The organism is Novosphingobium sp., assembly GCF_020852455.1.
In the GTDB taxonomy this organism is placed as follows: Bacteria; Pseudomonadota; Alphaproteobacteria; order Sphingomonadales; family Sphingomonadaceae; genus Novosphingobium.
This window is the reverse complement of record NZ_JADZAT010000015.1, coordinates 122,941-143,140: the sequence shown is the minus strand read 5'-3', so window position 1 is coordinate 143,140 and position 20,200 is coordinate 122,941. Positions and strand designations below refer to the sequence as shown.

At 64.8% G+C, this 20,200-nt stretch carries 16 protein-coding genes and 1 tRNA gene; 3 read left to right on the top strand and 14 right to left on the bottom strand.

Annotated features, from left to right (window positions below):
• Positions 1 to 117 precede the first annotated feature (117 nt).
• From IT549_RS08260 to IT549_RS08235, 6 genes are all read right to left on the bottom strand, one after another.
• A complete protein-coding gene (locus IT549_RS08260) occupies positions 118 to 1,179 on the bottom strand; it encodes a CaiB/BaiF CoA-transferase family protein (RefSeq protein ID WP_292971856.1) in 1,062 nt (353 codons plus the stop codon).
• A gap of 69 nt (positions 1,180 to 1,248) precedes the next feature.
• Positions 1,249 to 3,066 carry a tetratricopeptide repeat protein gene (locus IT549_RS08255; protein WP_292971854.1) on the bottom strand — a complete coding sequence of 606 codons (1,818 nt, stop codon included), beginning with the start codon at positions 3,064 to 3,066 and terminating at the stop codon, positions 1,249 to 1,251.
• Between the two features lie 7 nt (positions 3,067 to 3,073).
• Positions 3,074 to 4,438, bottom strand: coding sequence for a PEP-CTERM-box response regulator transcription factor (gene prsR, locus IT549_RS08250; RefSeq protein WP_292971852.1), 1,365 nt, complete (start codon positions 4,436 to 4,438; stop codon positions 3,074 to 3,076).
• Positions 4,438 to 6,555 (bottom strand): XrtA/PEP-CTERM system histidine kinase PrsK, encoded by a 2,118-nt coding sequence (prsK, locus tag IT549_RS08245; protein ID WP_292971850.1) that lies wholly within the window; start codon positions 6,553 to 6,555, stop codon positions 4,438 to 4,440. The genes prsR and prsK overlap by 1 nt, the downstream gene beginning before the upstream one ends.
• Before the next feature lies 1 nt (position 6,556).
• The gene (locus IT549_RS08240; protein ID WP_292971848.1) at positions 6,557 to 7,942 is read right to left on the bottom strand and encodes a TIGR03013 family XrtA/PEP-CTERM system glycosyltransferase; all 1,386 of its coding nucleotides are present in this window, start codon (positions 7,940 to 7,942) and stop codon (positions 6,557 to 6,559) included.
• A gap of 107 nt (positions 7,943 to 8,049) precedes the next feature.
• Positions 8,050 to 9,447: a short-chain fatty acyl-CoA regulator family protein gene (locus IT549_RS08235; protein ID WP_292971846.1), complete on the bottom strand. Its 1,398-nt coding sequence runs from the start codon at positions 9,445 to 9,447 to the stop codon at positions 8,050 to 8,052.
• 145 nt (positions 9,448 to 9,592) lie between these two features.
• On the opposite strand from IT549_RS08235, the gene IT549_RS08230 reads away from it, so the two are divergent.
• Together IT549_RS08230 and IT549_RS08225 are read left to right on the top strand one after the other, a co-directional pair.
• A complete protein-coding gene (locus tag IT549_RS08230) occupies positions 9,593 to 11,179 on the top strand; it encodes an isocitrate lyase (protein ID WP_292971844.1) in 1,587 nt (528 codons plus the stop codon).
• 165 nt (positions 11,180 to 11,344) lie between these two features.
• Positions 11,345 to 11,890 carry a hypothetical protein gene (locus tag IT549_RS08225; protein WP_292971842.1) on the top strand — a complete coding sequence of 182 codons (546 nt, stop codon included), beginning with the start codon at positions 11,345 to 11,347 and terminating at the stop codon, positions 11,888 to 11,890.
• A 3-nt stretch (positions 11,891 to 11,893) separates the two neighbouring features.
• Here the strand turns inward: IT549_RS08225 and IT549_RS08220 are convergent, their stop codons facing one another.
• The 7 genes from IT549_RS08220 to efp form a co-directional block, all read right to left on the bottom strand.
• Positions 11,894 to 12,490: a DUF3501 family protein gene (locus tag IT549_RS08220; RefSeq protein WP_292971840.1), complete on the bottom strand. Its 597-nt coding sequence runs from the start codon at positions 12,488 to 12,490 to the stop codon at positions 11,894 to 11,896.
• A 5-nt stretch (positions 12,491 to 12,495) separates the two neighbouring features.
• Positions 12,496 to 13,821: a heterodisulfide reductase-related iron-sulfur binding cluster gene (locus IT549_RS08215; protein ID WP_292971838.1), complete on the bottom strand. Its 1,326-nt coding sequence runs from the start codon at positions 13,819 to 13,821 to the stop codon at positions 12,496 to 12,498.
• A gap of 115 nt (positions 13,822 to 13,936) precedes the next feature.
• Entirely contained in the window at positions 13,937 to 14,362 is a 426-nt protein-coding gene (locus IT549_RS08210; RefSeq protein WP_292971836.1) for a rubrerythrin family protein, read from the bottom strand.
• Positions 14,363 to 14,499: 137 nt separating this feature from the next.
• A complete protein-coding gene (locus IT549_RS08205; RefSeq protein WP_292971834.1) occupies positions 14,500 to 15,819 on the bottom strand; it encodes an amidohydrolase in 1,320 nt (439 codons plus the stop codon).
• Between the two features lie 35 nt (positions 15,820 to 15,854).
• Positions 15,855 to 15,938, bottom strand: a tRNA-Leu gene (locus IT549_RS08200).
• A gap of 192 nt (positions 15,939 to 16,130) precedes the next feature.
• On the bottom strand, positions 16,131 to 16,952 hold the full coding sequence (locus IT549_RS08195; protein WP_292971832.1) for an inositol monophosphatase family protein: 822 nt from the start codon (positions 16,950 to 16,952) through the stop codon (positions 16,131 to 16,133).
• 10 nt (positions 16,953 to 16,962) lie between these two features.
• Positions 16,963 to 17,529, bottom strand: a complete 567-nt coding sequence (gene efp / locus IT549_RS08190; RefSeq protein ID WP_292971830.1) for an elongation factor P — start codon at positions 17,527 to 17,529, stop codon at positions 16,963 to 16,965.
• A 130-nt stretch (positions 17,530 to 17,659) separates the two neighbouring features.
• Between efp and IT549_RS08185 the strand changes: the two genes are divergently transcribed.
• Positions 17,660 to 18,019, top strand: a complete 360-nt coding sequence (locus IT549_RS08185; protein WP_292971828.1) for an elongation factor P — start codon at positions 17,660 to 17,662, stop codon at positions 18,017 to 18,019.
• A gap of 153 nt (positions 18,020 to 18,172) precedes the next feature.
• Here IT549_RS08185 and IT549_RS08180 read toward each other — a convergent pair whose 3' ends face one another.
• Complete coding sequence (locus IT549_RS08180; protein ID WP_292971826.1) at positions 18,173 to 20,128, bottom strand: oligopeptide transporter, OPT family; 1,956 nt, start codon at positions 20,126 to 20,128, stop codon at positions 18,173 to 18,175.
• Positions 20,129 to 20,200 lie beyond the last annotated feature (72 nt).

Genomic DNA, 20,200 nt, shown 5'->3' with positions numbered 1-20,200 from the left:
ACGCGCGCCTTGCCCCGGTTGGAAGTTCACAAAGTTGACAGGGTTCAGGAAATGAAAAAGCACCCCGTTTCCCGCCTTGAGCGCGACTATGGCAGCAAGGCGGGCTGTAGGAAAATCCTAGCTGCGCCCGGCGAGCGAAACCGGCGGTGCGGGCGTGGCCGAAAAGCGCGGAGCCGGCGCTGGCTGAACCATTCCGCCATCTTCCACAAAGGTGCTGCGCGCCAAATTGTGCGGATGCTGCGGCGCTTCCTTGAGGCTGAGCACCGGGGCAAAGCAGATGTCGGTGCCGTCCATGATCGCACACCATTCATCGCGGGTCCTGGTCAGGATCAGCGCGGTCATCCGCTCTTTCAGGTCATCCCACTTCATCGGGTTCATCTGCTGGGCGAAATCCGGATCATCCTTGAGCCCGGTCTTTTCCATCAGGATCGCATAGAACTGCGGCTCGATCGAACCGAGCGAGATCCATTTGCCATCGCTGGTTTCATAGGTGTCATAGAAATGCGTGCCGCTGTCGAGCAGGTTGACCCCGCGTTCATCGCGCCACTGGCCATTGCCCAGGAAGGTATAGGTCATCGCCGAAAGGATCGCCGCACCATCGACCATTGCGCAATCAACCACCTGCCCGGCCCCGCCCGAGCGGGCATGCAGCACCGCAGCGACCACTCCGAAGGCCAGCATCATCCCGCCGCCGCCGAAATCGCCCACGGCGTTGACCGGGAAGGTCGGCTTTTCGCCCTTGCGGCCATAGGAATGCAGCGCACCCGACAGCGCGATATAGTTGATATCGTGCCCGGCCAGTGGCGCCATCGGGCCGTCCTGGCCCCAGCCGGTCATCCGTCCGATCACCAGCTTGGGATTGATCCCCAGCAGCACATCGGGGCCGATCCCCATACGTTCGATCACGCCCGGACGATAACCTTCGATCAGCGCATCGGCGCCTTTCACCAGTTCCTTGAGCTGTTCGATCGCCGCCGGGTCCTTGAGGTCCAGCTCGATCCGTTCGCGGTTGCGGTTGAGGATGTCGCGGTTGCCGCCATCGCCGAACCGGCCGCTGGTTCCGGGGCGTTCAACCCGGATCACCCGTGCGCCGTGATCGGCCAGCATCATTCCGCAAAACGGCCCCGGCCCGATCCCGGCCAGTTCGATAACGGTCACACCCTGAAGAACGCCTGCCATCCCAAGCTCCCGAAATTTAATCGCGCGATGAAATTGCCTTTGGGCAAGCCCCGCGCGCTTGTCGAGAGGCTAGTTGAGCTTTTTGAGCGCTTCGGCCAGCAAGGGGTTGTCGCCGCCGATCCGGCGCGCTGCGTTCAGCAATTCGCGGGCACGCGGTTTATCGTCTCCACTATCCGCCAGTGCCATGCCCCAGGCCTGGTTGGTCAGCGCGCTGGCTGGTTGCAGGCGCCAGGCGCGTTGGGCGGTGGCCTGGGCCACCTTGGCATCACCATCGCGCAGCTGCGCCAGGCTGAGATCGCAGAGCAATCGCCAGTCCCGGTCTCCGCCGCGCTTGAGCAGATTTTCCAGCAGGGCCCGCGCCGTGCGCCAATCGCCAGCGATCGCGGCCTGGCTTGCCGCCATTCGCTGGGCGATCCGGCTGCGGGGGAATGCTGCAAGGTACTGGGCCAGCAGCGGCTGCACCGCACCCGCGCGGCCCTGGGCAGCAAAGGCACCGGCAATCCGGGGCAGCAACTGGGCCGGAAAACGGACCTTGCTTGACAAGGTGTAGTGTTCCAGCGCCCTGGCGCCATCGCCGCGCGCCAGTTCGGCATCACCGATCAGGCCCAGCGCTTCGGCCGAACCGGGCCGCAATTCATAAATCCGGCGGGTGACACGATCGGCACCGCCAAGATCATTGGCAGAAAGCAGCGCCCGCACATAGGGCACCGCCGTTCCTGGCGAGGCTGGATTGGCGGACCACCGTGCGGCCAGTTCACCCGGGCTGGCCAGTTCGGCAATCGGTTGCAAGGCCTGACCACTGGCCTGCGCGGCCCGGTCAAGCAGGCCAGCCGCTGCCAGGCGATCACCGCGTTCTTCCAACGCTCTTGCCAGAACATTCAACAGATAAGGGGACGCATCGCCGCGCTCGGCCAGCCCCCAAAAGCGCGCGAACAGCTGGTTGTAATCGCCGGATTCGTACAGCGCGCGCGCCAGCAGCAGCTGCGCCGCCCGGTTGGCCGGCTGCCGGTTGGCCAGCACGGTCAGGCGGGTGACTGCAACATTGGCATTTCCGGCATCCAGCTCAAGCGATCCTGACAGCAGCAGCCCGGCCGGCATGGAATCCAGCCGATCCTCGATCCGGTTGAGCATGGCCCGGGCCAGATCGACCTTGCCGGCGCGCGCCGCCAGCACTGCTTGCAGGAAGAAGGCCTGCGGACTGGTAGCGTCCTGGGCCAGCATCCGCCGGGTCACCTCCAGCATTTCGCGGGCACGGCCAGCTTCGCCCAGCGCGGCAGCATAGCCGCCCAGCACCGCCATATCCCTGGGGTCAACCGCCAGCGCGCGTTCGAACAGCGGCAGCGCGGCGATCGGTCCGGCGGAGTCGCGGACCAGCTGGGCGCCCAGCTCGATCGCGCGGACATTGTCCGGATCGGCTGCCAGCGCGCGTTCGGACGCTTCGATCGCCTGGAGATGCTCACCCCCGACATAGCGCAAGCGCCCGATCTCGACCCACAGCATCGCGTCCTTGGGATTGGCGGAAAGGCCGCGATCCAGCGCGCGTCCGGCGGCCGGCAGATTGCCGGAAACGCGTTCAAGCAGCGCCAGCATGCGCCAGCCATAAGCTTCCTCGCCCTTGGCGAACTGTCCCGGTGCCAGCCATTCACGGGCCTTGGCCAGTTCGCCCTGCGCGATCATCGCCTCGCCCATGGTCGCCGCCAGTTCGATCCGGCTGGCACCCGCCGCACCAGCGCGGCGCAGATCGGCTTCGGCCGCGATGCCATCGCCGCGCGCCAGCGCCGAACGCGCCGAGGCAAAGCTTTGCTGCGCGGCTTCGGGCATGGCGGCCAGCGGCCCCGCAATCGCCAGCAGCAGGCCGGCAGCAATCAGGCCGGTTGTGCGCCGCACGGCCACGTCAGGCCTGCAGGTCGTATTGCTTGAGCAGATCGTACAGCGTCGGGCGGCTGATCCCCAGCAGTTTAGCAGTGCTGGAAATGTTGCCCTCGCTGCGGGCCAGGGCATGGCGGATCACCTTGCGATCGGCCGCCTCGCGCGCAGATTTGAGGTTGAGCACCTGGCAATCACCCTCGGCCGGGGCGGCAAGATCAAGGTCGGCCGCGCCGACCAACTTGGCTTCGGTCATGATCACCGCGCGTTTCACCCGGTTTTCCAATTCGCGGACATTGCCCGGCCAGGGCCAGGCATCGATCGCCGCCAGCGCATCAGGGGCGAAGCCCTTGACCGCCGGGTTCATTTCCTTGGCAAAGCGGGCCAGGAACGACTTGGCCAGCAGGGCCGCATCGCCGGGACGCTCGGCCAGGCTGGGGATCTTCACCACGATTTCGGCCAGGCGGTAGAACAGGTCTTCGCGGAACCGGCCATCGGCGATCATCGCTTCAAGATCCTGGTGGGTTGCGCAAACAATCCGGGTATCGACCGGAATCGACTTGCGCGAGCCGATCCGCTCGATCACGCGTTCCTGCAGAAAGCGCAGCAGCTTGACCTGCAAGGGCAGCGGAATGTCGCCCACTTCGTCCAGGAACAGCGTGCCGCCGTTGGCCTGTTCGATCTTGCCCTCGGTGGTCTTGACCGCGCCGGTGAAGGCGCCCTTTTCATGCCCGAACAGCTCGCTTTCCAGCAGGTTTTCGGGGATCGCGGCGCAGTTGATCGCTACGAAGGTGCCGCCTGCGCGGTCACTCGCGTCGTGCAGACCGCGCGCCAGCAGTTCCTTGCCGGTGCCGCTTGCGCCCAGCAGCATGACCGAGACATTGGTGTTGGCCACCCGCTCGATCGTGCGCGCGACCTTGAGCATTTCCGGTGCGGCGGTGATCATCCGGCCCAGCACCCGGTTATCCTCGCTGCCGCGCGCGGCCAGCTTGCGGTTCTCGGCCTCGATCGTCTGCAATTGCAGCGCGCGCCGCACGATCAGCCCCAGCGCCTCGATATCGACCGGCTTCTGGTAAAAGTCATAGGCGCCCTTGGCGATCGCCTGCAGGGCGCTTTCGCGGGCACCGTGGCCCGAAGCCACAATCACCTTGGTATCGGGCTTGATCGCCATGATCTCGTCCAGCACGGCAAAGCCCTCGCTGGTCCCATCGGGATCGGGCGGCAGTCCCAGGTCAAGCGTCACCACCGGCGGCTCTTCGGCGCGCAGCGCAGCCAGGGCGCTGGCGCGATCTCCGGCCACGATCACCTCGAAGTCGGGCCAGGCCCATTTGAGCTGGGCCTGCAGCCCGGCATCGTCCTCGACGATCAACAGCTTGGGTTTGTCCGAAGACATTACGCGACCTTTCTGGGTTCTCCGCCCTTGGCGGACATGGTTTTGATGATTTCGGCGGTTTCGGCCATCGGCAGGCGGATGATGAAGCGGGTGCCCAGCCCTTCGCGGCTTTCCACCTCGATCCGGCCCTGCATTGCCCGGACCAGCTCGCGCGCTTCATAGGCGCCGATCCCGAAGCCGCCCTGCTTGGTCGAATCGAACGGCTTGAACAGCCGGGTGCGGACGAATTCGGCGCTCATCCCGGTGCCGGAATCGACCACCTCGATCGCACCGTTGAGGCCTTCCTGCGCCACCCGAACGAAGACCGGTGCCTCTGCTGCGCTGGCGTCAATCGCGTTCTGCACCAGGTGGAGCAGCACCTGCTCAAGCAGTTCAGGATCGGCCGAAACCTCAACCGCTTCGCATTCGACCAGCGAAACCGGATGGGCGACCTGCAATTGTTCAACCACCGATCGCGCGATTCCATCGGCACGTACCGGCACAAGTCCGACATTGGTGGCCGGCCCATAGCGCGACAGGCGGGCCAGCAGCGCGTTGAGCTTGTCGGCCGAATTGCGCAGGGTGACCAGCATGTCAGCCCGGAAATCGGGATTGTCGGCATGCTGTTCGGCATTGCGCGCCAGTAGGCCAAGCTGGCTGGCCAGGTTCTTGATATCGTGCATCACGAAGGCGATGCGGCGATGGAAATCGTCAAACCGGGCCGCTTCGGCCAGTGCGGACTGACCGGCATGCTCGGCCAGATAGCTCGCCAGCTGCTGCCCGGCGACCCGCAACAGGTCGAAATCCTCCCAGTCCAGGCTGCGGGTATGTGCTGGCCGGGCCAGCACCACCACGCCCACCAACCGCTCGAAATGCAGCAGCGGCACCAGCGCCCAGGCGCGCGGCTCGGCAATCAGCCAGGCCGGCATTTCGAAATCGATCTTGCGATCGCGATTGCCGGCGCGCAGCGCATCGAGGTCGGCCACATAGCCGCTGCGCTCGATCCCCCGGATCGTCGCCAGATCAACGGCCTCTCCCGGCACTTCGGCGGTGGGCCACTGCCAGCGCGCCGCCAGTTCCATGGCGCCGCTTTCTGACAGCGTCAGCAGCAATCCGGCCGGACTGTCAGTGATATCGGCAACAGCGCGGATCACACGCTCTTCCAGGGTTGCGTCCCGCTGTCCGGCTTGGCCGATCGTCCGGGTAAACCGCAGCCATTCGGCGCGATAGTCATAGCGGTGCTGGAACAGGTGCTTGGCCGCAGTCACCCGCAGCCAGCCGCGCAGCTTCTGCGATGGCAGCACCAGCAGCGCAAGCAGCGAGGCCAGGGCCACGAAGGCGATCTGCATCGTCGCGGCGTAATCGCTGCCCGCAAAGGCCAGCCACTGCGCCACCGCCACCATCGCGGCCAGATAACCACCGATCAGCAGCAGCGAGATCGACTGGAATGTGACCGCCCGCGAAGGCCGCAGCCGGGGGCTTTCGCTGTCCTTTGCGCTGCCGAAGGCCAGCAGCAGCGCAACCGGCACCGCAGCCAGCCCGCGCACCAGCCCCAGCACCTGCGGAGTGTCTTCGGAAAGATAGGCGATCGCATAGTAATTGAGATCGACGATCCATACCATGGCCAGCGCCGTGGCCGGCCAGCGCAGGATCGTCCGGGCCTGGTTCGACGCGCCGCCATACAGGTTGTGCAGCAGCACCAGCCCGCCGATAACCACCAGCAGGTGGAACGTGATGATCGTCTGGAAGCCCGCTTCGCTGACCCCGCTGCGGGTCGCCAGCATCAGCTGGACGGCCACCTGCAACAGTTCGACAAAGGCCAGCGCGGCCAGCATCGGACGCACCGGCTTGACCAGCGCGTGACGCCCATCGACCTCGAACAAGCGGTAAAGCGCAAAGACCAGCGCCAGATCGCGCGCGCATTCGGCCAGGCCGGCCTTGATCGAATCGATCCCGGTGATCGCGCCCACCAGTGCCCAGGTTCCGGTCAGCGCCAGCGCCAGCACCAGCGAAGGCCGGGCCGAGCCAAAACGCATGCGGCAGCGTTGCAACCAGGCCGCCGCCAGCAAGCAGGCCAACGCGCCCAGGCTCCACCCGGCCGCGTCGAACCCTGCCCAGATGCCGGGGCCGAAGCTCATCCTACCGCGCTCCCTCGTGCCACAGCACCACCCGCAGCGTCTGCAACAGGATCAGCAGGTCCAGGAACGGGGTATAGTTCTTGGCGTAATAGAGGTCGTATTCCAGCTTGTGGCGGGAATCCTCCAGATTGGCGCCATAGGGATAGTTGATCTGCGCCCAGCCGGTGATGCCGGGCTTGACCATGTGGCGTTCGGCATAGAACGGCAGCTGCTGTTCCAGCTCAGCCACGAATTCGGGGCGTTCGGGACGCGGGCCGACAAAGCTCATCTCACCCTTCAGCACCGACCAGGTCTGCGGCAATTCGTCGATCCGGGTCTTGCGGATGAACTTGCCCAGGCGGGTTACGCGCGGATCGTCCTTCTGCGCGAACTGCGCGCCGTTCACTTCGGCATCGGTGCGCATCGAACGCAGCTTGATCACGTCGAAAACCTGACCATAGAGGCCCACGCGGCTCTGGCGGAAAAAGGCCGGCCCCTTGCTGTCCAGCTTCACCAGCAGCGCAAACAGCACGATGAACGGCGCAGCCAGCAGCAGCAGCAGCGAACTGGCGGCAATGTCGAACAGCCGCTTGGCGGCGCTCGAAATGGCCCGGCCAGACGAAAAGCCGTCGGAAAAGATCAGCCAGCTGGGATTGACCGAATCCAGATCGACCCGGCCGGTCTCACGCTCGATGAAGCTGGAGAAATCGTTGACGTGAACCCCGGTGGTCTTGATCCGCAGCAGATCGGCCAGCGGCAGCGAATTGCGGCGCTCTTCCAGCGCCAGCACCACTTCGCTGACCCCCAGGTTCTCGACATAGCGGGTCAGGTTGTGGATCGCGGCGCGGTCGATCGCCTCTTCGACCACCGGTTCGCTTTCGGTCATCCGGACATAGCCGACAATCACGAACCCACTTTCAGGCCGTTCGGAGAGCTTGCGCAGCCGATCGGCGCGCAGTCCCGCACCCAGCACCAGCACGCGCCGGCGGAACGCCGCCGCGCCCAGGATGCCGCCCACCACCAGCCGGTTCATCACCAGCGCGAAGACTGCCCCCAGCATCGCGTAGGCCAGGATCGAACGCCAGAAATTGTGCCCGCCGCTGAGAAAATCGAGGAAGGCCAGGGCAATCACCCCCAGCGAGATCGCAACCAGGATCCGCGCGGTGGCATAGCGCATCGAGCGCAGGGCATCGGCGCCATAGACCCCGACCGAGATCATCGCGGTCAGCACCACGGCGGCAAAGCCGGTCAGCTGCCAAGCGCGATCGGCGACCGGCCCGGGATCGATCCCGATCTGGCTGGCGCGCAAACGCCAGGCGAAATCGCCCACCGCCAGCAGCAGCGCTACGTCGATCAACCCCAACAAGACCACGGCATGGGGAACGTAATGTTTGAACAGGCGGATCATGTTCCGCTTCGGCCCTTCCAGCAATTGCGAAGGACCTGCCTAAGGCAGAGAAATGAAATGTCGGTAAACTTTACAGGACTTGGTTAAGGCCCTGCAATTTCAGACGACTAACCGGCGAAGGCGAACGGGGTCAGACCGCGGGTTCGTTCATCGAATTCAAGCGCCGCGCCGCGCGGCGGAAGCGAGCGTTGCAGGCAGTCGGCGCGGTGACACAAGGCACACCCTGCCCCCACCTCTACCGCCTGATTGCCCGCCAGTGAAATGCCGCGCGACTGCGCCAGTTGTCCGGCCAGTGCAGATTCAAGCCCCAGCACCACTACAAATTGCGCACCATCACCGCCCAGCGCGCCATTGCCCTCAACCGTCCGCGCCAGGGTAAACCACTGCGAGGCCTGCCCGGTCGGATCCGTAAAATCGAGGCTTTGCAGGCAAAAGCGTCCGGCCTGTTCGAACGCACGGTGGGCGTTCCACAGCGGGCAACTGGCGCCGCTTTCCAGCAGGGTGGTTCCGCTGGCCCCGGCATAGCGTTTGGAAAACTGCCCGGCCCGGTCGATCCGGGCCATGAAGAACGGCAGCCCGCGCTGGCCGACCCGCTGCAGCGTGGTCAGGCGGTGGGCAAGTTGCTCGAAGCCCACGTTGAACCGGCGCTGGAGCAGCGGCAGGTCATAACCGGTGCCCTCACAGGCGCGCAGGAAGCGGCCATAGGGCATCAGCAGCGCGGCGGCGAAGTAGCCGGCCAGATGGCGGCGGAACAGCCGCCAGGCGGCGCGATCGGCAAAGCCGGCACCATCGGCCAGCGCGGCAATCGCCTCACGCTGTTCCAGCATGGCCAGCTGCACCGCGACCTGGAAATTGCGCGATGACTGGTCAAGTTGTTCGGACAGTTGCAGCTGCCGGGCATGCAGGTCCAGCCGGCGCAGCGCATCGGGCATGACGTCGACCGGCAGGATCCGCACCGACAGCTGGTGCCGCTGACGCAGCCGTTCGGCCAGCGCCGCGCCGATCTCGGCATTGGACAGGCGCAGTTCGTCGGCCAGTTCCTCAGCCGCGTGGTCAAGGTCGGCAAAATGGTTGCGCCAGCGTTCGATCTCGCGCCGGGCAAGGTCCATCGGATCGCTGGCCGGTGCCGGGCCTTCACCCCGGCCTCCGCCGCCGGCATCGTAGAGCCGGGCAAAGGCCAGCGCGGCATGGGGCGCTGCCGCCAGCCATTCAGCCACTTCGTCGCGATCGATCACCAGATCGGCAAAGCGTTCATCGGCCAGGCGGCGGCGCAGGCCGTCGATCCCGCCGACCGCCTCATCCTGACGCAGGCTGCGTGGATCGAAATCGAACTGTTCGGCCAGTTGCACCAGCAGCCGCGCGGAAAGCGGGCGCTGGTTGCGTTCGAGCAGGTTCAGATAGCTGGGCGAGATCGCCAGCCGCGCCGCCATCGCAGCCTGGGTCAGCCCTTCCCGGCGCCGCAAGCGACGGATCGAAGGACCGGCAAGGAGTGCAGCTTCAGCCATTTCGTCCTGTTTGTAATTTTATTTACAACATTGCAAGCCTTAACCAGCCCACATGCGCACTGTGACAAGAAATTCTGTAACTTCCGTTACTCGAAGGCATCGCACTGCGTTATCAGGACACCAACAACTCCCCAGGAGACTTCAAGTGACCTATTCGAACGAAATCACCCAGGCCAATTCCACCATCGCGGGCCAGCCGGCCTGGGACGGGATCAACGCGGAATCGGTTGCCCGTATGCGGCTGCAGAACCGGTTCAAGACCGGTCTGGATATCGCCAAGTACACCGCCGGGATCATGCGCCGCGATATGGCCGCCTATGATGCCGATCCGGCCGCCTACACCCAGTCGCTGGGTTGCTGGCACGGGTTCATCGGTCAGCAGAAGCTCATCTCGATCAAGAAGCACTTCGGCACCACCAAGGGCCGTTACCTGTACCTCTCGGGCTGGATGGTCGCCGCGCTGCGCAGCGAATTCGGCCCCCTGCCCGATCAGTCGATGCACGAGAAGACTTCGGTTTCGGCACTGATCGAGGAACTCTACACCTTCCTGCGCCAGGCCGATGCCCGCGAACTGGGCATGATGTTCCGCGATCTCGACGCGGCGCAGGCGGCCGGCGATGAAGTCAAGACCAAGCAGCTGCAGAGCGCGATCGACAACTATGAAACCCACGTGGTTCCGATCGTTGCCGATATCGACGCCGGCTTCGGCAATGCCGAGGCGACCTACCTGCTGGCCAAGAAGTTCATCGAGGCCGGTGCCTGCTGCATCCAGATCGAAAACCAGGTTTCGGACGAAAAGCAGTGCGGCCACCAGGACGGCAAGGTTACCGTTCCGCACGAAGACTTCATCGCCAAGATCCGCGCAGTCCGCTATGCCTTCATGGAACTGGGCGTTGACGATGGCGTGATCGTCGCCCGCACCGACTCGCTGGGTGCTGGTCTGACCAAACAGATCGCCTTCACCCGCGAAGCCGGTGACATCGGCGATCAGTACAACAGCTTCCTCGATTGCGAGGAAGTGACCGAAATCGGCCACGGTGACGTGCTGATCAGCCGCGACGGCAAGCTGATGAAGCCCAAGCGGCTGCCCAGCAACCTCTATCAGTTCCGTTCGGGCACCGGCGAAGACCGCTGCGTGCTGGACTGCATCACCAGCCTGCAGAACGGCGCCGACCTGCTGTGGATCGAAACCGAAAAGCCGCACATAGGCCAGATCGGCGGGATGGTTTCGCGGATCCGCGAAGTGATCCCCAACGCCAAGCTGGTTTACAACAATTCGCCCAGCTTCAACTGGACGCTGAACTTCCGCCAGCAGGTGTTCGACGCCTGGTCGGCAGAAGGCAAGGATGTGTCAGCCTATGACCGCGCCAAGCTGATGAGCGTCGATTACGACGACACCGCCCTGGCCGCCGAAGCCGACGAACGGATCCGCACCTTCCAGCGCGATGCGGCGCGCGAAGCCGGCATCTTCCACCACTTGATCACGCTGCCGACCTATCACACCGCCGCGCTCAGCACCGACAATCTGGCGAAGGAATACTTCGGTGATGCCGGCATGCTGGGCTACGTCAAGAACGTCCAGCGTCAGGAAATCCGCCAGGGTATCGCCTGCGTGAAGCACCAGAACATGTCGGGCAGCGACATCGGTGACGATCACAAGGAATACTTCGCTGGCGAAGCGGCCCTCAAGGCCGGCGGCGCCGCCAATACGATGAACCAGTTTGCGGCATAAAGCCGCAGGCAGGAATCAGTTCGCGGCGTAATCACGCTGCCACAATCTCCTGGGGAGGAGAAACGACGGCCGTCGGGGTGCCCCTTTCATCCCGGCGGCCGTCAATGTTTTCATAACCATAAGCTAAAACGGGGCGGTTAACCTTCGCGCGCTAGGAAGCACCCCATGCGCCGCGCTGCCCCCACCCTTGCGATTTCACCAAAGCTGCTGAAGCACTTCGCTGCTGTGACAGTGGTGCTGACCATTCTGCTGGCGATCTTTGCCAGCGACGAAGACTGGGGTGCCGAGGCTCAGCTTGAAGCGGCCCAGGCCAAGAACCAGCTGATCGCCAAGGAAGCCGAGAAGTTCGGGGCCAAGAAGCTGGCCTCGTCGCTGAAGGTTCGCGAAGCCGATCGCGGCACCGGCTTCGGATCAGACGAAGGCGGAGAAGGCGGCGGCGGGGGCGGCTGGAAACGCAGTGCCAGGCCTGCGCCCGAAGTTTCGGGCCCGCGCCAGGGGCCGCGCGGGGTTCCGCAACTGGAGCAGCGCGCCGGCGCCACGCTGACCGTGCGCGGCATGGACATCGAAGATGTGGTGCCCGAACAGCGCGGCAAGAGCAAAAAGAAGAAGGCCTATTCCGACGAAGTCTTCATGCCCGATGCGACCCAGATCGAAGCGATCAAGCAGCGCTCGCGCCAGCGCACGGGCGGCAGCTCAAGCGCTGTCGAATGATGCTCAGAAGCACTCGCGGCCCAGGAACTCGCGCGCATCCGCGCCAATCAGTGCGGCGTGGCCATAATTGGGATGGTCGATCACCAGCATCACCGTGCCGGCACCGGACTTCCATTCGGCGATCGCAGCTGCCGAGAAGTCGAAATGCAGGAAATGCACGGCACTTGCCTTGTTGTCGCTAGCCCGGGTCCGCTCGGTATCGCCCTCTGGCCGCGCCGGGACCACATGATTGCCCAGCCGGATCGAGACATGCTGCTCGATCCCGCCGATCGTCCGCAGGAACAGGTCGCGGCGCACCGGATCCTCAACCTCGAACAATAGCGTGCAGGTCAGCTCGCTGCCCTTGGGCACCATCGGATCATAGGCCGCCAGCTCATCGACCAGCTGCTCGGCCCCGCCCTTCTCGATCCGCAGCATCTCGTGGATCTGCAACCACATCGAATCCCAGTTCTCGAACAGCACCGTGGCGTGGGGGCCAACCGCCAGCCGGGTGAACTTCTTGCGCGCCAGCGCCTCGGCCTTCTTGTCGGAGCGGATCAATTCGTACTGGTCGAGCGGCAGGATGTCGTCAGGAGTGATGGTGTGCGTGCTGCGGGGCATCGGTGTTACAGTCCATAGGCCTTGGCCAGCACTTCGATCGGGTGTCCGATCCGCGCCGGCGGGGTCGCGCCATTGGCGGCGATCACTTGCTTGAGGTGCGGCCCGGCGAGCGGGCATTCGGACACCACCAGATCGGGCTGGTCCTTCATCAGGTTGCGCGCGGCCGGCTTGCCGACCTTGACCGCGCGATCAAAATTGTCCTTGAAAATACCCCACTTGCCGCCGTGTCCGCTACACCGTTCGGTCAGCGCAGGCCTGGCTTCAGGGATCAGGCGGAGCATTTCCATCGCCTTGGGCCCCATGTTCTGGGCCCGGGCATGGCAGGCGAAATGGACTGCGATCGATTGCGCCATCGGTTCGATCGGGGCCAGCCCGGTCTCTTTTGCCAGGCCGACAACATATTCCGACACGTCAAAAGTGTGGTGGCTGAGCTGCTTGACCAGTTCATTGCCCGGCTCGATCAGTGGCCATTCGAACTTGAGCATCAGCGCGCAGCTGGTGGTCAGCGGAACAATGTCCCAGCCCTGCTCGATCAGCGGCACGAAATGCGCCGAAATCCGCTGCGCGGCGCTGGCCACGGCAGGCAGGTCGCCATTTTCGAACTTGGGCATGCCGCAGCAGTCAGGATGCTCGATCCGAACCTGCACGCCGTTGTGCGCCAGCACCTTGATCAGGGCAATGCCGGGTCCGCCATCGTTGAATTCGTCATGGCAACCGGCATAAATCGCGACCTTCCGGCCAAAGGCTGGGCCATCGGGATTGGGACCGGGGATCAGCCCGGGTGCCTGGCGGGTCAGCGAAACGTCCATGAACGGCGGCAGATGCGCGCGCCGGTCGATCCCGGTGACCTTTTCGATCACCGGACGGGTCAGGCCATTGCCTTCACCCGTGGCCCAGTTGGCGAGCCCGGCGGCCATGGTGCCAAGCCGCCCGTTGCGGTCCATTTCGGCCAGCTGCTTGTCCATGAACGGGGTTTCGCCCTTGCGGTGCTTCACCGCGCGGGCCCGCAGCATCAGGTGCGGGAAATCCAGATCGAAGCTGTGCGGCGGCACATAGGGGCACTTCGTCATGAAGCACATGTCGCACAGCGTGCAGGCATCGACGACCTTGGCCAACTGGACCGGCGTCAGGTCATCGACTTCCTCATTGGGGGCCTCGTCGATCGAATCGAACAGGATCGGAAAGCTGTCGCACAGGTTGAAGCAGCGGCGGCAGCCGTGGCAGATGTCATAGACGCGGCGCAGCTCTGCATCGAGCGCGGCTTCGTCATACCAGGCTTCGTCCTGCCACGGAATCGCGTGGCGCACGGGCGCTTCGAGGCTGCCTTCCATGCGTGCCCCCTGAAATTGGCTTGAAGGATGGGATACGAAGCAATCCAGGGCGGTTGCATCACCACTGGATTGCTTCGCGGGTACCCCTCGCCGGGTGGACGAGGGGGCGGGGGGCTCAGGCTTCGGCCAGCAGGCCGTCGAGGGTCTTCTGGAACTTGCCGGCGTGGCTCTTTTCAGCCTTGGCCAGGGTTTCGAACCAGTCGGCAATCTCGTCAAAACCTTCGTCGCGCGCGGTCTTGGCCATGCCGGGGTACATATCGGTGTATTCGTGGGTTTCACCCGCGATCGAAGCTTTCAGGTTGGCAACGGTATCGCCGATCGGTTCACCGGTGGCCGGATCACCGCATTCTTCGAGGTATTCGAGGTGCCCGTGGGCGTGGCCGGTTTCGCCTTCCGCGGTCGAGCGGAACACGGCGGCAACGTCGTTGTGACCTTCGATATCGGCCTTCTGGGCGAAGTAGAGGTAACGGCGGTTGGCCTGGCTTTCACCGGCAAAGGCGGCCTTGAGGTTTTCTTCGGTCTTCGAACCCTTGAGTCCCATGATCTCTCTCCATGAATGGGTGGAAACTGACCATGCTTTCTTGCGCCCGGACCGCCGCCAAGGCCACCCGGAATTTCCCCATTCAGTAATCGGCAAAAGCGATCAAATTGTTGCGAATGGATCGCAACTCCGTTCGATCAGCGCCGCGCCATCAGATCCATCGCCAGAACGCTCAGCGCTTCGGACCCGGCAGCGATCACCTTGTCGGCTTCGGGCGCCCAGAACGGGCTGTGCAGACCCGGCAACTGCTTGCCATCGCGCGCGGCGGCGTCGAGCTGCTCCTTGGGCCGTCCGCCAACCCACATGATCAGCGACTGCGTGCCCGGCCCGGCCCCGCGGGCCAGATCGCCAAAATCTTCCGAAGCCATCGAGGGCGGCGGGTCGAGCACGCGCCCTGCCCCCAGCCGCGCGCCCAGAACCTTGCGTGCGCGTTCGGCCAGTTCGGGCGTGTTCCAGGTCGCGCGGCCGCCCGGCTCCTCAACCTTGATCACCGGCATGCGGTCGGCCGGCAGCCCCGAAGCTTCGGCTTCGGCCTGGGCAATGCGCTTGATCCCATCGAGCAGCAGCTTGCGCGAACCGTCGGAATAGGACCGCACGGTCAGCTGCAGCTTTACCTCATCGGGGATGATGTTGTGCTTCGATCCGCCATGAATGCTGCCAACGGTGATGACTGCGGGATTGAGCGGATTGTTCTCACGGCTGACGATGGTCTGAAGGCGCATCACGATCGCGCTGGCCAGCACGATCGGGTCCTTGGTGGTATAGGGATAGGCCCCGTGCCCGCCCAGCCCCTTCACGGTGATATCGACGCTATCAACATTGGCCAGGACGAAGCCCGACTTCACCCCGATCGCGCCCGAGGGCAGATCGGCCGAATCGTGGATCGCCAGCACATAGTCGGGCTTGGGAAAGCGGGTCATCAGCCCTTCGCGAACCATGCCCGATGCGCCGCCGATGGTTTCTTCGGCCGGCTGCCCGATCATCACCAGCGTGCCCGACCAGCTGCCGCGATTGGCCGCCATCAGCCGGGCCGTGGCGATCCAGGTGGTCATGTGGGTATCGTGCCCGCAGGCGTGCATGATCCCGCTGTCGGTTCCGGCCTGCGACTTGCCGCGCGCCTTCGACGCGAAGGCCAGCCCGGTCTGCTCTTCCACCGGCAGCGCGTCCATATCGGCGCGGATCATCACCACCGGCCCCGGCCCGTTCTTCAGGACCGCGACCACGCCGGTGCCAAAGACGCCTTCGGTCACTTCGAACCCGGCCTTGCGCGCTTCGGCAGCCAGGATCTTGGCCGAGCGGAATTCCTGCTGCGACAGTTCAGGGTTCTGGTGCAGATCGCGATAGATCGTCATCAGTCCGGGCAGGTCGGCGGCGATCTTGTCGTTCACCGGATCGGCCTGGGCGGGCGAGGAAGCAAGCGCGAGCAGCGCGGCGGCGGCGATGAGGGTTCTGGTCATGCGACCAGCCTAATCCGCCATTTCAAATCCGGCAATGGTGCCCCTGGTCCGACTCGAACGGACACTTCTTGCGAAACTCGATTTTGAGTCGAGCGCGTCTACCATTCCGCCACAGGGGCATCTTTGTCAGTTCGCCTTCGACATCCGTCGATGGCTTGCATCACCGGCCCGCTCCCGTGCACCGAGCGCGCAAAACGTCCGGGGGACGTTTTGTCGGGGCACCCCGTCCACCCGCTTATGGTACCCTATGGGTGGTCGGGCTGGGGGAGCGGGCCGGTGATGCCTTCGCCGTCAGGCGATCACCAAAGCGCTCACGCCTTGAGCGTGTTCGCCAATATCTTGTGCAGCTTCGAATGCAAGGCATCGTTTCCGGCCAGCACCTGCTTGTCGCAGATCGGCTGCGAGACGCCGCGCCAGTCGGACACGAAGCCGCCGGCTTCGCGCACCAGCAGGCAACCCGCTGCAGTGTCCCACGGCGCCAGGCCGCTTTCCCAGAAGCCTTCGTAACGGCCCGCCGCCACCCAGGCGAGATCGAGGCTGGCTGCGCCAAAGCGGCGGATGCCGGCCACCTGCGGCGCCAGCGCGGCATAGATCTTCATCCATTCCACGCTGTCACCACGCCCGGCAAAGGGAATGCCGGTGGCGATCAGGCTTTCATCGAGGTGCCGCCGCGCCGAAACCCGCAGCCGCCCGTCATGCAGCCAGGCGCCGCGGCTCTTTTCGGCCCAGTAGGTTTCATCGAGGATCGGCTGATAGATCACCGCTGCGGTCACATCGCCCCAGCCCGAACCGTCGAGCCTGGGTTCCTGCACCGCGATCGAGACCGCGAAGTGCGGGATACCGTGCAGGAAGTTGCTGGTCCCGTCGAGCGGATCGACGATGAAGCGCGGCTTGCCTTCGGCCCCGGCAATCTCGCCGCCCTCTTCCATCAGGAAGCCCCAGTCGGGCCGGGCCGCGCGCAGCTCGTCCCAGATGATCCGTTCGGCGCGCTGGTCGGCCTTCGAAACGAAGTCGGCCGGCCCCTTGCGGCTGACCTGGAGGTGCTCGACCTCGCCGAAATCGCGCCGCAGGCGGCCACCCGCCTTGCGGGCGGCCTTTTCCATCACGCGGATGAGGCCGGAAATCACTGCCATGGTCTGGTCCTCAGTCCGCCTTGCGGACGTAAGTGCGTTCGTACACGTCAACCACGATCCGGGTGCCGCTTTCGATGTGCGGCGGCACCATCACGCGCACGCCGTTGTCGAGGATCGCCGGCTTGTAGCTTGACGAAGCGGTCTGGCCCTTCACCACGGCGTCGGCTTCGACGATCGTGGCTTCGACCTGTTCAGGCAGCTGGACCGAGATCGGACGCTCGTCATACATTTCAAGCAGCACGGTCATCCCGTCCTGCAGGAAGGCGTCGGCCCCGCCCAGCAGGTCGGTCGGCAGCTGGATCTGTTCGTAGGTTTCGACATCCATGAAGATCAGGTTGTCACCATCGACATAGAGGAACTGGAAGTCCTTGGTGTCGAGCCGGACCTTTTCGACCGTATCCTGGCTGCGGAAGCGCACGTTGGTCTTGCGGCCGTCGATCAGGTTCTTCATCTCGACCTGCATGAAGGCCCCGCCCTTGCCGGGCTGGGTATGCTGGGTCTTGGCGACCTTCCAGATGCCCTTTTCGTATTCGATGATGTTGCCGGGACGGATGTCCACGCCGCTGATCTTGGCCATGATGCCTGCCTTCAAGAATGAGAAAGATCCCGGGAGCGCAGCCCCGGAAGGTTCGCGCCCTTAGCCTGTGATGCGCTTTCGGGCAAGCCGTTCACTTGCCGCTAAGCCGCGCTGCGCTTAGGAGGCAGGCATGACCAAGCACGCCGCCATCCTGCTTCTGGCCCTTGCCGCCCCCGCTGCTGCCGTGCCCGGCGGCCCGATCGGGCAGATCCCGCCCGGCAATTTCCTGTGCGAAATGCCAGGTGACGCGACCGGCGCGGTCGGCCTGAGGGTGCAGGCCGAGGATTTCGCAGTGGTCAACGCCAACACCTATCGCACTGCGTCGGGCCGCGGGTCCTACCTGCTGACCGGTGACCGGCTGACTTTCACCAGCGGGCCGAAGAACGGCCAGAAGTTCCACCTGATCAGCGGCAACTTTCTGCGCAAGCTGGGCAGCGATGGTCAGGACAGCCAGCTGCGCTGCGTGCGCCGGGTGGTCAACAACAGCTAAAGTCCGTGTTGGGTGCGCTGATCGCATCCGCGATCAGCTTGCAACACCGGCCCGCTCCCCCGGCCCGACCACCCGTGACATGGTACCCTTGGGGTGGTCGGGCCGGGGGAGCGGGCCGGTGTTGCAAGGACAGGCCGGATGGCCTGGCCGCACTTACCGAACGCGTGACGCGTCGTTACGCATCCGGGCATAGGCCCAGGCGGTCAGGCCGCCGAACAGCGCCACACCCACCGGCACCGCCCAGGGATTGGCCCCGAACACGGCCAGCGCATCGGGATTGTCGGTGGCGCTGACCACCACCGAATAGGCCACGTTGAACAGCCCGTCGCCCACAATCAGCCCGGTGGCGGTCAGCACGCCCATCCGTTCGGCAAAGGCCGGATCGGCCTGGCGCACAGCCCAGCGATTGTAGAGCCAGCCCAGCACCGCGCCGATCACCACGAAACCGGTCGAATCGGTTGGCAGGTACATGCCCATGCCCACCGCCAGCGGCGGCAGCGAACCCTTGCCCGTGCGCTTGAGCGTTTCGTCGATCACGATCGCCGCCACCCCGACCAGCGCGCCAAGCCCGATCAGGTTCCAGTTGAGGTCCCCGCCCAGCACGCCCTTGGCAATCGTGCTGATCAGCGCGGCCTGCGGCGCGCCCAGCGCATTGGGCCCGGCCCCCGGCGCACCCTGGAACCCGAAAGTGTCGTTGAGCATAGTCAGGATTGGCGGGATCACCAGCCCGCCAAAGATGACCCCCAACACCAGGGCAACCTGCTGACGCCAGGGCGTCGCGCCCACCAGCTGGCCGGTTTTGAGATCCTGCAGGTTGTCATTGGCAATCGTGGCCACGCCAAAGATGATCGCGGTGACGAACAGTGCGAAGGCCACCAGCGCCTGGGTATCCTGCGGCGAAAGCCCGCGTCCGAACAGACCCACCAGCAACAGCGAGATCCCCAGCACCGACAGGATCCCCACCCCCGAAACCGGGCTGTTCGACGCCCCGATCAGTCCGGCCATGTAACCGGTGACCGAAGCGATCACCACGCCGGCGATCAGGATGTAGATGGTCGATGCGAACAGCGACAGGCCCAGCGCCTTTTCGACCGGCCCGCCCGCTGCCAGATTGGCGAGCAGCAGCACCACCGGCACCAGCAGGGCCACGATCGAGCCACCGACAACCCCGATCGGCAAGTCGCGCTCGGTCAGTTCCAGCGCCGCCATGTTCCCGGCGGCCTTGCGGGCCTTATCGGCCTTGAGCGCGCCGGCGATGCCCTTGATGATCGGGCCGATCACCTTGAGCAGCGTATAGATCGCGGCAACGCCGATCGCCCCGGCGCCGATCAGGCGCACTTCATTGCGAAACACGCCGCGCAGGAAATCCATCATCCCCTCACCCGCCGGCATGCCGCTGGCGGTGAGTTGCGGCAGGATCACCAGGTAGGACAGGACCACGCCCACCAGCATCGCCAGGCCAACCGCTATCCCAACCAGGTGCCCCACCCCCAGCAGCGCGAACGAGAAGGTCAGCGACAGGAAACTGCCGCCGCCGCCCAGCCGGAAGGCGGTTTCCCAGCCTTCGACCACCAGCTTGGCCTTGGCCAGAAGCGAATAGATCGCCGAGGTTAGCGTACCGAACACCACGGCCTTCAGACCGCGCGCATTCTCTTCCGCGCCGCCCACGCCGGCGCCAACCTTGAGCACTTCGGCCGCCGCGACGCCTTCCGGATAGGGCAGGTCCGATCCGGTCACCAAGGCGCGGCGCAGCGGCACCGAATACATCACCCCCAGGATCCCGCCGATCACGATCACCGCAACCGACTGCCAATAGGGGAAACCCTGCCACCAGCCGATCATCACCAGCCCGGGCAGCACGAAGACGATCGCCGAGAGGGTCCCCGCCGAAGAGGCGACCGTCTGGACGATGTTGTTTTCCTGGATGGTCGAATCCGCGAAGGCCTTGAGCACCGCCATCGAGATCACCGCCGCCGGGATCGAGGTGGCGAAGGTCAGCCCGACCTTGAGGCCCAGATAGACATTGGCCGCAGTGAAAATCACGGTCAGCAGCGCACCCAGCACCACGCCGCGCAGGGTCATTTCCTTGGGTGAGGTCGGTGTAGTCATGTCCGCGTTCTCGATCATTCTGCATGGCCACCCGATGAACGAATGGACACAATGGACACTGTGCAATGTCCG